This is a genomic window from Pseudomonas sp. PP3 (genome assembly GCF_905336995.1).
In the GTDB taxonomy this organism is placed as follows: domain Bacteria; phylum Pseudomonadota; class Gammaproteobacteria; order Pseudomonadales; family Pseudomonadaceae; genus Aquipseudomonas; species Aquipseudomonas reinekei.
Genome location: NZ_HG995459.1, coordinates 1,264,078 through 1,278,710 on the forward strand (window position 1 = coordinate 1,264,078; position 14,633 = coordinate 1,278,710).

Genomic DNA, 14,633 nt, shown 5'->3' on the forward strand with positions numbered 1-14,633 from the left:
TCGTGCACAACATTCTGCATGCATCTTGGACACTGTGAAGGCTGGCTTGCCAGGTCCCACAGTTTGTGTGTTGTACACGACTTTCTGCATACATCTCGGACACTGTGAGGGCTGGCTGGCCAGCTCCTACAGGTCTGTGTGGTGCACAACTTTCTGCGTGCATCTCGGACATTGTGGGAGCTGGCTTGCCAGCGATGTGGCCCATCCGGACGCTAGAGGAACATCTCTCTGCTCAACCCATGCCGCTGCATCTTTTCATTGAAGGTCCGACGCGGCAGTTGCAGTTCTTCAAGCACCGCTTTCACGTCGCCTTTATGCCGGGTCAGCGCTGCACGCAGGCATTGCGCTTCAAACGCCTCCTGCTGCGCCGCCAGTGACTGGCCTGGTTCGATGCCCATCGGTTCCGGCTCGCCAAGCCCCAATACCTGACGCTCGGCGACGTTCGCCAGTTCGCGCACATTGCCCGGCCAGTCGTGGCTCAGCAGGTGACTTAATTGCGCGCCGCTCAGCGGCGGAAATTTGCGTCCCAGGCGTTCGGCGGCGTTCTGGGCAAAGAATTCGAACAGCAACGGAATGTCTTCACGGCGTTCGCGCAACGGTGGCAGACGCAATTCGGCGACGTTCAATCGATAGGCCAGGTCCTCGCGAAAACGCCCGGCCCGCGCTTCGTCGAGCAGATCCGGTTTGGTCGCGGCGATGATGCGCAAATCTACACGAATGCTTTGATTGGAACCCAGGCGCTCAAGCTTCTGCTCCTGCAACACGCGCAGCAGTTTCACCTGCTGCGCCAGCGGCATGCTTTCGATTTCATCGAGGAACAATGTGCCGCCGTCGGCGTATTCGAGCTTGCCGATGCGCTTGCCCTGGGCGCCGGTGAATGCGCCGCTTTCATGGCCGAACAGTTCGGCCTCGAACAGTTGCTCGGGGATGGCTGCGCAGTTCAACGCGACAAAGGGTTTGTCGGCGCGTGGCCCGAAGTCGTGCAGGCAGCGGGCGACCAGCTCCTTGCCGCTGCCGGTTTCGCCGCGGATCAAGACGTTGACTGGCAATGCCGCCAGATCCAGCACCTGCCGCCGCAGGGTTTGCAAACCACGGGACACCCCGAGCAGGGTGGTGTCGAGTTTGGCGCGGTTGTCCGCTTGCTCATGCAGGGCGCGGTTTTCCAGGACCAGCCGGCGCTTGTCCAGCGCCCGGCGCAAGCTGCCGAGCAAGGTTTCCGGGCTGAAGGGTTTTTCGAGAAAGTCGTAGGCTCCATCACGCATGGCATCGACGGCCATCGGCACATCACCGTGGCCGGTCAGCAGGATCACCGGCAAGTCGGCGTCGCGACGTTGCACTTCGGCCAGCAGTTCCAGGCCGCTCATTCCGGGCATGCGCACGTCGCTGAGAATCACCCCGGCAAAATGCTTCGGCAACTGCGCCAGGCATTCATCGGCGCGGCTGAACAGCTGCACCTCAAAACCCGAGAGGCTCAGCCATTGCTCGACGGCGCTGCGGATGCTGCTTTCGTCGTCGACCACCATCACAGAATTCAGCATGAGCCATGGGCCTCCAGGTCGATCGGCAGGGTCATCGTGAACACCGCGCCATTGCCGTGATTATCCGCGCTCAAACGCCCGCCCGATTCGTGGACGATGGCGAATGAAACTGCCAGGCCGATGCCCAGCCCGTCGCCCACCGGTTTGGTGGTGAAAAACGGGTCGAACACCTTGGGCAGGTTTTCTTCGGCGATGCCGCTGCCGTTGTCGATGACGCTCAGTCGCCACAATTGTTCATCAGCCTGCAGGCGGATTTCCAGGCGTTTGCAGGGTTTATCCTGCATCGCATCCAGGGCGTTGCGCAGCAGGTTGATCAACACTTGCTCGAGGCGAATGGCATCCCCGCGCACCCATGCCGGGCGAGTCATGTGCAGCACGGTGCTGACTTGCTCGTCGCGCAGACGGGTGTCGAGCAGTTGCAAAGACTGGTCAACCACCGCCGCCAGGTCCAGGCGTTCGCGCAGGCCGCTGGGGCTTTTGCGGGCGAAGGTTTTCAGGTGCCCGGTGAGGGCTGCCATGCGCGTCAGCATGTCGTCCACCGGTTTGAGCGCCTGATACGCTTCATCGACGCGACCATGATCAAGCAGCAGGCGCAGGGTGGCCAGTTGCATGCGCTGTGCCGTCAGCGGCTGATTGATTTCATGGGCCAACGCCGCCGACATCTGACCGAGTGCGGCCAGCTTGGCGGATTGCACCAGGCCTTCCTGGGCGGTGCGCAAATCGCGGGTGCGTTCTTCCACCAGTTGTTCAAGTTCTTCGCGACTGCGTTGGCGAATCTTCGCCAGGCGCCAGCGCTGGTTGAGAAACAGCAGCAGGAACACCAGCGTCAGCCACAGCCCGGCAGCGGCGAGTGCGGCGTTGCGGCTGTCTTCGAAGGCGACCTGCGGACGGCGCAGCAGGTGCAACGTCCAGCCTTCGGCGGCCAGCGGCAGCGATTCCCACAGGTAATCGGCACGGCCGTCCGGGCCATTGACCCGCGTCAGGGCACTGTTGTCGTCGAAATGGCGCAGCGGTTGGTGTTCCAGTGGCGTCAGCGGCTGCTTGTCGTACTGCCGGGTCGCCTTGAGTTCGGCGTGATCGCTGGCGCTCAGCGGCTGCAAATGACGATAGCGCCAACCCGGTTGATTGGCGATGAAGATGATCCCGCGTGCGTCGCTGACCAGCAGCGTGTCGCTGCCCTGACGCCATTCGCGTTCCAGTTCGGGAAACTCCAGTTTGACCACCATGGCGCCGAGAAACTGGCCATCGTCGTTGGTCACGGCGCTGGACAGGAAGTAGCCCGGTATGCCGCTGGTCACGCCCACGGCATAAAAACGCCCGGTGCCTTGGGTGCGGGTCTGGCTGAAGTAAGGGCGGAAACCGTAATTGTGGCCGACGTAACTGCTGGGCAACCGCCAGTTGCTGGCTGCCACGGCGAGGCCGGTGCGATCGAGCAGTTCCAGGGTCGAGGAGTCGGCAGCACCGTTGATCTTTTCCAGTTTACGGTTCAGCAGATCCTGCTGCTCGGGGCTCACCGGGCCTTTGAGGGCATCGCGCAATTGCGGGTCCAGCGCCAGCACCGAGGGCAGGGCGCGGTAACGTTCGATCAGGGTATGCAGGGACGTGGCGTACAGCGCCAATTGCTGGTTAGCCCGGGCCGCGTCTTCGACCATGGATTGGCGTACGGTGTGGCGCATGGCCAAGGTGGCAACGAGCGTGGCGCCAGCAATGATGACAACGGTATAGACCGTCAGGCGCAAGGGGCGGGATAACTCGAACATGCTGGGCATTACACAAGGAAACGGTGGGGGCGCACATTAACATGGGTCGCCCCTTGCAGGCGCGAGCCGACTCACTCTGCAAGAGGGGGCGTGCGTAGGCAATAAAAAAGGCGACAGAGGGTAATCCCCGTCGCCTTTTTCGGTCAGTCGAAGCGCTTACTGCACTTCTACCGCCAGGCTTTCACTGATCTTTTGCTGCCAGATGGCAGGACCGGTGATGTGTACCGACTCGCCCTTGCTGTCGACCGCAACAGTCACTGGCATGTCTTTCACGTCGAACTCGTAGATCGCTTCCATGCCCAGTTCGGCGAAAGCCACCACGCGGGATTTCTTGATCGCTTGCGCCACCAGATAAGCCGCGCCGCCGACTGCCATCAGGTAAACGGCTTTGTGGTCCTTGATCGCTTCGATGGCGGTCGGGCCGCGCTCGGATTTGCCGATCATGCCCAGCAAACCAGTCTGCTCGAGGATCTGACGGGTGAACTTGTCCATCCGCGTCGCGGTGGTCGGGCCAGCCGGGCCAACCACTTCTTCGCGCACCGGATCAACCGGGCCGACGTAATAGATGAAGCGACCTTTCAGGTCCACCGGCAGGGTTTCGCCCTTGTTCAGCATCTCGACCATGCGCTTGTGCGCGGCGTCGCGACCGGTCAGCATTTTGCCGTTAAGCAGGACAGTTTCGCCCGGCTTCCAGCTCTGCACTTCTTCCGGGGTCAGCGTGTCGAGGTTGACGCGACGGGCCGACGGACCTGCTTCCCAGACGATTTCCGGGTAGGCGTCCAGCGGTGGCGCTTCCAGCGAGGCCGGGCCGGAGCCGTCGAGCACGAAGTGCGCGTGACGGGTGGCGGCGCAGTTCGGGATCATGCACACCGGCAACGAAGCGGCGTGGGTCGGGTAATCCATGATCTTCACGTCGAGCACGGTGGTCAGGCCACCGAGGCCCTGGGCGCCGATGCCCAGCTGGTTGACCTTCTCGAACAGCTCCAGACGCATTTCTTCGATGCGGTTCTGTGGGCCACGGGCTTTCAGTTCGTGGATGTCGATGGATTCCATCAACACTTCCTTGGCCATCACGGCGGCTTTCTCGGCGGTGCCGCCGATGCCGATGCCGAGCATGCCCGGTGGGCACCAGCCGGCGCCCATGGTCGGAACGGTCTTGAGCACCCAGTCGACGATCGAGTCGGACGGGTTGAGCATGGCCATTTTCGACTTGTTCTCGGAACCGCCGCCCTTGGCCGCCACATCCACTTCCACGGTGTTACCCGGAACGATGGAGTAGTGGATCACGGCCGGGGTGTTGTCTTTGGTGTTTTTACGAGCGCCCGCCGGGTCGGCGAGGATCGAAGCACGCAGGACGTTTTCCGGCAGGTTGTAGGCGCGACGAACGCCTTCGTTGATCATGTCGTCCAGGCCCATGGTGGCGCCATCCCAACGCACGTCCATGCCCACGCGGACAAACACGGTCACGATGCCGGTGTCCTGGCAGATCGGGCGGTGGCCGGTGGCGCACATGCGCGAGTTGATCAGGATCTGAGCCATCGAATCGCGGGCCGCTGGCGATTCTTCGCGCAGGTAGGCTTCGTGCATCGCCTGGATGAAATCCACGGGGTGGTAATAAGAAATGAACTGCAGGGCGTCGGCAACGCTCTGAATCAGGTCGTCTTGCTTGATCACGGTCATGAGTCGCGCTCCTCTAAAAGACGGGAACATTCAATAAGGTGCTTGCAGCTTGGGTGTATCGGTCGGTTGCAAGCACCTTTCAAGGCACGCCGGGGCTGCTGGCGCGACGCTAAAAAGGCGCGGCAGTATACCGCGCCTAGCTGGCGGGCACACGCGCCCGTGGTCAAACCTTGGTCGCATAGAAGCAGTTACACGCTGCTAGCTTGAAGCTAGCAGTCAAAGCACGATGATTTTGGGGGCGTGTATTCGGGCCATGTATTTGACGCCAGTTATCCGGTCCGAAAATTGAATGGTCATTTATCGGCCGCACCACTAAAGTGGCACACGGCCTGTAGAGTAGGACGCTCTGTCAGTCTCCTTCATTCGGTGAGTCAACGATTGACCCATAACGCCATCCAGCGACTGTTGCTCAAACGTTTTGCCCTCGCAGCCGGCACCTATGCCTTGGCTTTGCTGTTGTTGTGGCTGGCGTTTTTTACCGGGCACTATCAGCAATCGCTGACAAGCGTCGCCATCGGCAGCGCACTGGTGGTGATCAGCCAGGCCACGTTGTTCGCGGTGTTTTACAGCGGCTGCAACCTGCGCTTCGCCGATCCCAGCCTCACTGAGGTCCAGGTGCTGTTGGGGCTGGGCTGGCAAACCTGGTTGATCGCCCACCTGGACGACGCTCGTGGAGCGTTCCTGGTTTTTTATGTCTTGATCCTGCTGTTCGGGCTGTTTCACCTGTCCCGTCGCTCATTTGTGCGCTGTGCCTTGCTGGTGTTCTTCAGTTTCAGCGCCATCACGCTGTGGGAGGGCTACCACATGCAGCTGGACAACCCGGCGCTGTCGGCGTTGCAGGTGTGCGTGTTGTTGATCGTGCTGGTCTGGCTGGTGCTGTATGCCGGTTTTGTCCAGGCTTCGCGACACCGTATGCGCCAGCGACGCTTTGCCTTGCAGGCGCATCAGGACACGCTGCGCGGGATGATGCGCCAGCTCGAAGACCTCGTCGCCACCGATGAACTGACCGGCCTGTTCAACCGCCGGCATTTCCTGCGCCTGGCCTCCCGTGAACTCAATACCATGGACGCCGGCGTCATGCATGGCCTGGCATTGATCGACCTGGATCACTTCAAACGAATCAACGATCTGCATGGCCATGCCGCGGGCGATCAGGTGCTGCAAGCCTTTGCCGGTGTGGCCACGGCCTGCTTGCGCGACGGCGACGTTCTGGCCCGCTATGGCGGCGAAGAGTTCGTGGTGCTGTTGCCCGATTGCGATGCCGACAGTCTGACCTCGTGCTGTGAACGGCTGCGCGTTGCGTTTACCGATGTCCAATTGCTTGGCCTGAATGTCGGCGGTCTCAGCCTGTCGGCCGGCATGACGTTGCTTGAGCTCGGCGACGACCTCGACGACGCCTTGCAGCGAGCCGATCAGGCGCTTTATCGGGCCAAGCGTGACGGTCGTAACCGTTGCGCGGCGGCGTGGGAAAACGTCGATGCCTGAGTTACGCGTCGGTGATCGCCAATGGCCAGTTGTTGCAGGCAGCAATCTGCTGGATGCACTGAATCAGAACGGCGTGGCAGTACCCTATAGCTGTCGCGCCGGCAGTTGTCATGCGTGCCTGGTGCAGTGCGTGCAAGGACTGCCGAGCGACAGCCGCCCCGATGCTTTAAGCGCGGAGCAACGCCAGCAAGGCTGGCGTCTGGCGTGCCAGTGTCAGGTGGTCGAGGACTTGCAGGTGCACACCTTCGACCCGCAGCAGGATGGGCGTCCGGCCGAGGTCGCGGCGGTCGACTGGTTGAGCCCCAGTGTGTTGCGCCTGCGCCTGACTCCACAGCGGCCGTTGCGCTACGGGGCCGGCCAGCACCTGGTGTTGTGGGCGGGGAACGTGGCGCGGCCTTATTCCCTGGCCAGTCTGCCCGAGGATGACCGCTTTCTCGAGTTTCACCTCGATTGTCGCGAGCCCGGTGAGTTCAGTGATGCGGCCCGTCAGTTGAAGATCGGCGATCCGCTGCGCCTCGGCGAGTTGCGAGGCGGGGCGTTGCATTACGATCCCGACTGGCACGCTCGGCCGCTGTGGCTAATGGCCGCCGGCACCGGACTGGCGCCGTTGTTCGGTGTGTTGCGTGAGGCTTTGCGTCAGGATCACCAAGGCCAGATACGCGTCATTCACTTGGCCCATGATGCTGACGAGCATTATCTGGCCAAGCCCCTGCAAGCCATGGCGGCCAGCCGTGCGAACCTGAGCATCGAGCTCTGGACCCCGGCCGAGTTACCCGCGGCTTTGGCGCAACTGCGGCTTGTTTCCCGGCAAACCCTGGCCTTACTCTGCGGAGCCCCCGACAGCGTCGACGCCTTTGCCCGGCGTCTTTACCTGGCGGGACTGCCGCGCAATCAACTGCTGGCCGATGTGTTCCTGCCCCGTGGTTGAGCGCTGATTTTCAGACGCGAGACCGACCATGACTGATGCCATCCAGATTGAACGCGAACGCGGCCTGCTGACCCTGCGCCTCAATCGCCCCGACAAGAAAAACGCCCTGACCCGCGCCATGTACAGCCACCTGGCCGAAGCGTTGAAACAGGCCGACAGCGACCCTGAAATCAATGCGGTACTGATCACCGGCTCCAGTGAGTGTTTCACTGCCGGCAACGACATCGCTGACTTCATCCAGCAACCGCCGGGCAACTTCGACAGCCCGGTGTTCCATTTCATGCTCAACCTGCTCGAATGCCGCAAACCGGTAGTGGCCGCCGTGGCCGGTGCGGCGGTGGGCATTGGCACGACGATGCTGCTGCATTGCGATTTGGTGTATGTCAGCCGCGATGCGCGGTTGCGCATGCCGTTCGTCAACCTGGGATTGTGCCCGGAGTTCGGCTCGAGCCTGATTTTGCCGCGGTTGCTTGGGCATGCGAAAGCGTCTGAGTTGTTGCTGCTCGGTGAGGGATTCAATGGTGAACAGGCGGCTGCGTGGGGCATTGCATCCGAAGCCTTGGGCAGTGGCGAAGAGGCGTTGGCCAAGGCGCGGGAGATGGCGTTGCGTTTCGAATCGCTGCCGCCGCAAGCGGTGCGCATCAGCAAGCAGTTGATGCGGGCGCCGGATCGGGAGCTGCTGCGCAAGGTTATAGAAGAAGAGGGTGCGTTGTTTACCCAACGGCTGCGTTCGCCGGAAGCGATGGCGGCGTTGGCAGGGTTTATCAACAGGCATTGAGATGAGCGTCGCCTGTACGGGCCTCATCGCGGGCAAGCCCGCTCCCACAGTAGTATGTGGTGTTCACAAAACCTGTGGGAGCTGGCTTGCCGGCGATGGGGCCAGATCAGACGACACACCTGTTGGATCAGAAAACAAAAAGCCCCGCCATTCACATGGCGGGGCTTTTGTTTTTTCAGCGTTCGGTCACTCAGACCATCGGGTCGCCAACGTGCAGGATCTTCATGCCGTTGGTACCGCCGGTGGTGTGGTAGCTGTCGCCCTTGGTCAGGATGACCCAGTCGCCTTTCTGTACGACGCCGCGCTTGACCAGCTCGTCGATCGCTTTCTGGCTGACTTCGTTCGGTGCCAGCGAAGCCGGGTCGAACGGGATGGTGTACACGCCACGGAACATCGCCGCGCGGGCCTGGGCTTCACGGTGCGGGGTGAACGCGTAGATCGGCACCGAGGAACGGATGCGCGACATGATCAGCGGGGTGTAGCCGCTTTCGGTCAACGCGATGATCGCTTTCACGCCCGGGAAGTGGTTGGCGGTGTACATGGTCGCCAGAGCAATGCTCTCGTCGCAGCGGGTGAATTCCTTGCCGATGCGGTGGCTGGAAGTCTTGCTGGTCGGGTGCTTTTCAGCGCCGACGCAGATGCGCGCCATCGCTTGCACGGCTTCCAGCGGGTACAAACCGGCAGCACTTTCAGCCGACAACATCACGGCGTCGGTGTAGTCGAGCACGGCGTTGGCGACGTCGGACACTTCGGCGCGAGTCGGCATCGGGTTCTGGATCATCGACTCCATCATCTGGGTCGCGACGATCACAGCCTTGTTGTGGCGGCGTGCGTGCAGAATGATTTTCTTCTGAATGCCCACCAGCTCGGCGTCGCCGATTTCCACACCCAGGTCACCACGGGCCACCATCACGGCGTCGGATGCCTTGATCAGGCCGTCGAGGGTTTCGTCGTCGGCCACGGCTTCGGCGCGTTCGATCTTCGCCACCAGCCAGGCGGTACCGCCGGCTTCGTCGCGCAGTTGACGGGCGTATTCCATGTCGGCGGCGTCACGCGGGAAAGACACCGCGAGGTAGTCGACTTCCATTTCCGCAGCAAGCTTGATGTCAGCCTTGTCTTTTTCAGTCAGGGCCGGAGCGGTCAGGCCGCCACCGCGACGGTTGATGCCTTTGTGGTCGGACAGCGGGCCGCCGATGGTCACGGTGCAGTTCAGCTCGGTAGCCGTGGCGGTATCGACGCGCATGACCACGCGGCCGTCGTCGAGCAGCAGCTCGTCGCCCACGCCGCAGTCCTTGACCAGGTCCGGATAGTCGATGCCGACCACTTGCTGGTTGCCTTCGGTCAGAGGATGGCTGGTGGAGAAGGTGAATTGATCACCGATCTTCAGCTCGATCTTCTTGTTGGCGAATTTGGCGATACGGATTTTCGGGCCTTGCAGGTCACCCAGCAGGGCGACGAAGCGACCGTGCTTGGCAGCCAGGTCACGCACCAGCTTGGCGCGAGCCTTGTGCTCGTCGGGGGTGCCGTGGGAGAAGTTCAGACGGGCGACGTCCAGGCCAGCCAGAATCAGCTGTTCGAGAACTTCCGGCGAGTTACTGGCCGGGCCAAGGGTGGCGACGATTTTGGTACGACGGACGGACATGCAAAGACTCCTGAGTTCAAGCGCTGAGTGAGGCTACTATGCTCCGCAGTTGTAGTCATTGTTCGTTTGCACTACTTATCGCTTTCTTTATTGAACCGAACAACTTTGCGCCAGGCTGCCTGAAGATTTCCGCTGACGGGTCGATACAGCGTTCAAGACAGGAGATCCCCCATGCGATTCGTGCTCATTGCCGCCCTTGCCATCAGTGTCCTCAGTGTCACGGGCTGCACCCGTTTCTCGATGAACCATCATTTGAATCTTGCCTACAGTGCTTACGACCGGGGCAATTGCGAACAAGTGATGCTCGAGTTGTCCAAGGTCGAGCGCGCCAGTCGGGCGCGGCCTTATGTGTGGCCGGAGGTATCGATGATGCGCGGCCAGTGCCTGGAACGGCAGAAGATGTTTATCGACGCGGCCCAGACCTATCAATTCATCATCGCCTCGTATCCGCAAAGCGAATACGCCTACCGTGCCCGCGCCCGCCTGGAAACATTGCAGAGCCTGGGCCATTACCCGACACGCAGTGCCGCGGCGGTGCGCCCGACGCGGTTCTGATGCAGGTTGTCATCCAATAGCTGGCCGACCGGTGGTGGTGAGCTATAGTCGAATAGACCGGTATTAGAGCGTTGTTTCTAAACCGTCGTAACACCTGTGATCGGCAGGAGTAAGCGACAGCGGTTCACGGACTGTCGCACCAGGATCGGGGAGAGCGGGCCGCTTTGCCATTTCAGCAACTGCGGGCAGGTCCGTTCCGAAGCATTAGTGCGGCCCTGCTTAAGGGCCTTGCGTAGCGAATTCAGCATGTTCACTGACCGCCGGATCGAGCGGCATCAACTGCCGTATTTTCTGAAAGTGTTCAACAGCATTACAGACAAGCCCATCGGATTTCTGGGCAATGTCTCCGAAGACGGGCTGATGCTTATCAGTCAGTTGCCGATGATGATCGGTGCTGACTTCGATTTGCGCCTGAAGATTCCCGTCGGCGACCGCTGCCAACAGGTCATTGACCTGCGGGCGTGTTGCCTGTGGTGCCACGAAGACGCGACCCCTCACCATTATGACGCCGGGTTCAGCCTGCAGCGGGCGCCGCCTGAGTATGGGCAACTGGTGGAGGCGTTGAAGCAGTATTTCAGTTTTCTGCCGTTGCCGGCTTCGGCCTGAGAGGCTGCGGTCTTCTTATCTTAAACACTGCCGCCACGCTTCCAGCTTAAATACTGCGTGACCAACTGCGTGCCCAATTCCCCTGGTCGCGCATCCAGCACCGGCACTCCATGAGCGCTCAACCGCTCATGGAGTTCGGCCCGTGCATTCAAATAATTCACCGTGCCGCAGTAAGCCAATGCCTCGGGCAAGGTCTGCACCGGTGTTTCCCGCAGGTTATCGAGCAGGTCTTCGCGCAGGCTGGCAATCAGCACTCGGTGCTGTTGACCCAGGCGCTTGGCGGCCGTCAGCAGTTCTTCATCGTCCTCATCGCGCAGATTGGTCATCAGCACCACCAGGGCCCGGCGTTTTTGCCGTGCCAACAGTTGCGTGGCGGCGGCTTGATAGTCGGCGGCACGCTGGCTGCTGTTGAGGTCATAAACGGTATTGAGCAGGGTGTTGAGTTGCCCGGTGCCTTTCACCGGCGCGAGGTAGCGCGATGTGTCGCTGGCAAACGTACTGAGACCGACCGCGTCACCCTGGCGCAATGCGACATAACTCAGCAGCAGGCAGGCATTGAGCGCGTGATCGAAGTGCGAAAGCTCGTCATCCTGACTGCGCATGCGGCGACCGCAGTCGAGCATGAAGATGATCTGTTGGTCGCGCTCGTCCTGATACTCCCGGGCTATTGGTGTGCGTTGTCGAGCAGTGGCTTTCCAGTCGATCTGGCGCAGGCTGTCGCCCTCGCGAAACTCGCGCAACTGATGAAACTCCAGCCCCAGGCCCCGGCGTTGCCGCTGGCGCACGCCGAGCTGGCTCAGCCAGTTGTCCACAGCCAATAACTGACCGCCATAGAGGCGGGCGAAGTCGGGGTAGACGCGGGTGTCATCGGTCAGGCTCAGCAAGCGTTTGTCTGACCAGAGGCCCAACGGGCCGGGCAGGTTGACTTCGCAGTGTTCAAAACTGAAGTGACCGCGATTGAGCGGGCGTAGCCGATAAGCCATAAAGCTTTGCTGGCCGGGTTGCAGGGTCAGCGTCAGCGGCAGGCTTTCGAAGCTCAGGCCTGGCGGCACGTGGTCGAACACCTGAATGTCCAGCGGTTGGGCGAAGTCATGTTCGACCGTCAGGCGCACGTCGCTCCAGCGACCAATCGCCAGGCTGCCGGGCATCTGTCGTGAAACGCGTGGGGAGGGCAGTCGTTTGAGGCGGATGGCGTCGAGCAATGCGAGGGCCAATAGCGCCAGCAACAAGCCCCAGTTGATCCGCGACACATACGTCGGCAACGCAACGTCCAGCGCCTGCAACGCGCCCAGCACGATGCCGATGGCCAGCAAAACACCCAGCCAGAGCAATAGCAGGCGGGTGGGTTTCACAAGCGCGGCGCCGGCACTTGGTCGAGCAGTTGGCGCAACACCTGATCGACTTCAAGTCCCTCGATATCCAGCTCCGGGGCGATGCGCACGCGATGGCGCAGCACCGCCAGGGCGCAGCCTTTTATGTCATCCGGAATGACGAACTCGCCACCGCGCAACAACGCCCGCGCCCTGGCGCAACGCACCAGCGCAATGGAGGCCCGAGGCCCGGCGCCGAGGGTCAGGCCCGGCCAGCTGCGGGTGGTACGGGCCAAACGGACGGCGTAGTCGAGCACTTGCTCATCCAGCGGCAAGTCGCTGGCGATGCGTTGCAAGGCCAGTACATCCTTGGCTTGGAGCACTGTGCGCAGCGGTTGCACATCGAGCATGTCGGCACGGGTCGATCGGCTGACCTGACGCACCATGTTCAATTCCTGCTCGGCGTCAGGGTAGTCCATGCGTACCTTGAGCATGAAGCGATCCAGCTCGGCTTCCGGCAGCGGGTAAGTGCCTTCCTGTTCGATGGGGTTTTGCGTGGCGAGCACCATGAACGGTTGGGCAATCGGCAGGGCGCGACCTTCAAGGGTGACTTGCCGCTCCTGCATGGCTTCGAGCAACGCCGCCTGGGTTTTCGCCGGTGCGCGGTTGATCTCGTCGGCCAGCAGCAGGTGGGTGAACAGCGGCCCTTTGCGCAGTTTGAATTGCTCGGTCTGAAGGTCGTACACCGCATGCCCGGTAACGTCGCTGGGCATCAGGTCCGGGGTGAACTGGATGCGCGCAAATTCACCCCCGAAACAACGCGCCAGCGCTCGCACCAGCAAGGTCTTGCCCAGCCCGGGCACACCTTCGAGCAGCACGTGACCACCGGCAATCAACGCCGTGAGCACATCGTCGATCACGCTGTCCTGGCCGATCACGGCTTTTCGCAGTTCGACGCGAATTGCCTGAGCCAACTGGCTGGCGCGTTGCCGTTGTTGCGCGGCATGGCTGGGTGCATCGGGCTCGATCGGTTCGCTCACGACTTCTGCCGCCTTGCTAACGGTTGCATTCGGTTTATTTTCCATAAAATCAGTCACTTACCTTGTTTAACTTTTTCCATGATTTTTTCACGTGGCACGAGTGAGTGGCTGCCAAGTTACATCATTGCAATCCTATGGCGTCCGTTATTTGAGCGCTGGAGAATGTGTTGCCGGTCTTTTGGAGGTATTAGCCTACCTGATGTGAGTTTGAGACTTCAGGCGTCTTCAATGTGGTTAACAGGCTGACTCAGCTCCCCACTCATGGCGTTGGTTTCGACTACAGTAGAAAGACTCTGCATACAGCCATAACAAGACGGAGAGTTTTTCATGCGAATAAACAAGCGCTTTAGCCTCTTTGCGGCCACCGCTGCGTTGACAGTCTCGTGCGCAGCTAACGCCGCACCTGTGTTCATAAATATCCTGACAGGCGGTACCAGCGGGGTTTATTACCCCATTGGGGTTGGGCTGTCACAGATATACGGCGATGGGATCCCGGGGGCGAAGACGTCTGTCCAGGCGACCAAGGCCTCGGTGGAAAATCTCAACCTTTTACAAGCGGGTCGTGGGGAGCTCGCTCTGGCGCTGGGGGACTCTGTGGCTGATGCAAAAAATGGCGTGGAGGATGCCGGATTCAAGGCCCCGCTGACAAAGTTGCGAGCCATTGCAGGAGCCTATCCGAATTACATTCAAATTGTTGCGAACAAAGAATCCGGCATCAAAACCTTGGCGGATCTGAAGGGGAAAACTATCTCCGTCGGCGCCCCGAAGTCCGGTACAGAGCTGAATGCACGTGCGATCTTCAAAGCTGCGGGACTGACGTATGAAGATATGAGCAAAGTCCAATACCTGCCCTTTGCAGAGTCGGTCGAGCTGATCAAAAACCGTCAGTTAGATGCCACGCTTCAGTCCTCGGGGTTAGGAATGGCGGCCATCCGCGACCTTTCCTCAACCATGCCATTGAACTACGTCTCCATCCCTGCTGACGTGGTTTCGAAAATCGGCAATGCCGCGTATCAGCCTGCACAAATACCCGCCAATACCTATGACGGACAGCCCGAACCAGTGCCTACGGTGGCGATCACCAATATCTTGGTGACACGCGAGGACATTCCGGATGACGTTGCTTATCAGATGACCAAACTGATGTTCGAAAACCTCACTCGCCTGGGTAATTCTCACTCAGCCGCCAAGGACATCAAGTTGCAAAACGCTGCCAGGAATCTGCCCATTCCACTTCACCCCGGCGCCGAGCGCTACTACAAGGAAGCTGGAGCGCTTTGATTCAAAAAAAGCTCCGCGGGGGATGGTCGC

The 14,633-nt window shown here is 60.8% G+C and carries 12 protein-coding genes; 6 read left to right on the plus strand and 6 right to left on the minus strand.

Annotation, left to right across the window (positions count from 1 at the left end; all coding sequences use genetic code 11):
• Positions 1 to 212: 212 nt before the first annotated feature.
• From KHO07_RS05855 to KHO07_RS05865, 3 genes are all read right to left on the minus strand, one after another.
• Positions 213 to 1,538 carry a sigma-54 dependent transcriptional regulator gene (locus KHO07_RS05855; protein ID WP_212626682.1) on the minus strand — a complete coding sequence of 442 codons (1,326 nt, stop codon included), beginning with the start codon at positions 1,536 to 1,538 and terminating at the stop codon, positions 213 to 215.
• Positions 1,532 to 3,298: an ATP-binding protein gene (locus KHO07_RS05860; protein ID WP_212626683.1), complete on the minus strand. Its 1,767-nt coding sequence runs from the start codon at positions 3,296 to 3,298 to the stop codon at positions 1,532 to 1,534. The genes KHO07_RS05855 and KHO07_RS05860 overlap by 7 nt, the downstream gene beginning before the upstream one ends.
• Positions 3,299 to 3,454: 156 nt before the next feature.
• Positions 3,455 to 4,978: a fumarate hydratase gene (locus KHO07_RS05865; RefSeq protein WP_150733731.1), complete on the minus strand. Its 1,524-nt coding sequence runs from the start codon at positions 4,976 to 4,978 to the stop codon at positions 3,455 to 3,457.
• A gap of 378 nt (positions 4,979 to 5,356) precedes the next feature.
• On the opposite strand from KHO07_RS05865, the gene KHO07_RS05870 reads away from it, so the two are divergent.
• The 3 genes from KHO07_RS05870 to KHO07_RS05880 are packed head-to-tail and all read left to right on the plus strand — an operon-like array spanning position 5,357 to position 8,169.
• Entirely contained in the window at positions 5,357 to 6,463 is a 1,107-nt protein-coding gene (locus KHO07_RS05870) for a GGDEF domain-containing protein (RefSeq protein ID WP_212626684.1), read from the plus strand.
• A complete protein-coding gene (locus tag KHO07_RS05875; protein WP_212626685.1) occupies positions 6,456 to 7,391 on the plus strand; it encodes an iron-sulfur-binding ferredoxin reductase in 936 nt (311 codons plus the stop codon). The genes KHO07_RS05870 and KHO07_RS05875 overlap by 8 nt, the downstream gene beginning before the upstream one ends.
• 28 nt (positions 7,392 to 7,419) lie before the next feature.
• On the plus strand, positions 7,420 to 8,169 hold the full coding sequence (locus tag KHO07_RS05880; protein ID WP_212626686.1) for an enoyl-CoA hydratase-related protein: 750 nt from the start codon (positions 7,420 to 7,422) through the stop codon (positions 8,167 to 8,169).
• Between the two features lie 190 nt (positions 8,170 to 8,359).
• Here the strand turns inward: KHO07_RS05880 and pyk are convergent, their stop codons facing one another.
• Positions 8,360 to 9,811, minus strand: a complete 1,452-nt coding sequence (pyk, locus tag KHO07_RS05885) for a pyruvate kinase (RefSeq protein WP_150733727.1) — start codon at positions 9,809 to 9,811, stop codon at positions 8,360 to 8,362.
• Between the two features lie 171 nt (positions 9,812 to 9,982).
• Here pyk and KHO07_RS05890 point away from each other — a divergent pair, with 171 nt between their 5' ends.
• A complete protein-coding gene (locus tag KHO07_RS05890) occupies positions 9,983 to 10,366 on the plus strand; it encodes a tetratricopeptide repeat protein (protein ID WP_150733726.1) in 384 nt (127 codons plus the stop codon).
• 246 nt (positions 10,367 to 10,612) lie between these two features.
• Positions 10,613 to 10,972, plus strand: a complete 360-nt coding sequence (locus KHO07_RS05895; RefSeq protein WP_212626687.1) for a PilZ domain-containing protein — start codon at positions 10,613 to 10,615, stop codon at positions 10,970 to 10,972.
• A 20-nt stretch (positions 10,973 to 10,992) separates the two neighbouring features.
• Here the strand turns inward: KHO07_RS05895 and KHO07_RS05900 are convergent, their stop codons facing one another.
• Complete coding sequence (locus KHO07_RS05900; protein ID WP_212626688.1) at positions 10,993 to 12,324, minus strand: DUF58 domain-containing protein; 1,332 nt, start codon at positions 12,322 to 12,324, stop codon at positions 10,993 to 10,995.
• Complete coding sequence (locus tag KHO07_RS05905) at positions 12,321 to 13,322, minus strand: MoxR family ATPase (RefSeq protein WP_212626689.1); 1,002 nt, start codon at positions 13,320 to 13,322, stop codon at positions 12,321 to 12,323. The genes KHO07_RS05900 and KHO07_RS05905 overlap by 4 nt, the downstream gene beginning before the upstream one ends.
• A 327-nt stretch (positions 13,323 to 13,649) precedes the next feature.
• Here KHO07_RS05905 and KHO07_RS05910 point away from each other — a divergent pair, with 327 nt between their 5' ends.
• Positions 13,650 to 14,603 (plus strand): TAXI family TRAP transporter solute-binding subunit, encoded by a 954-nt coding sequence (locus tag KHO07_RS05910; RefSeq protein ID WP_150733722.1) that lies wholly within the window; start codon positions 13,650 to 13,652, stop codon positions 14,601 to 14,603.
• The last annotated feature ends 30 nt before the right edge of the window (positions 14,604 to 14,633 follow it).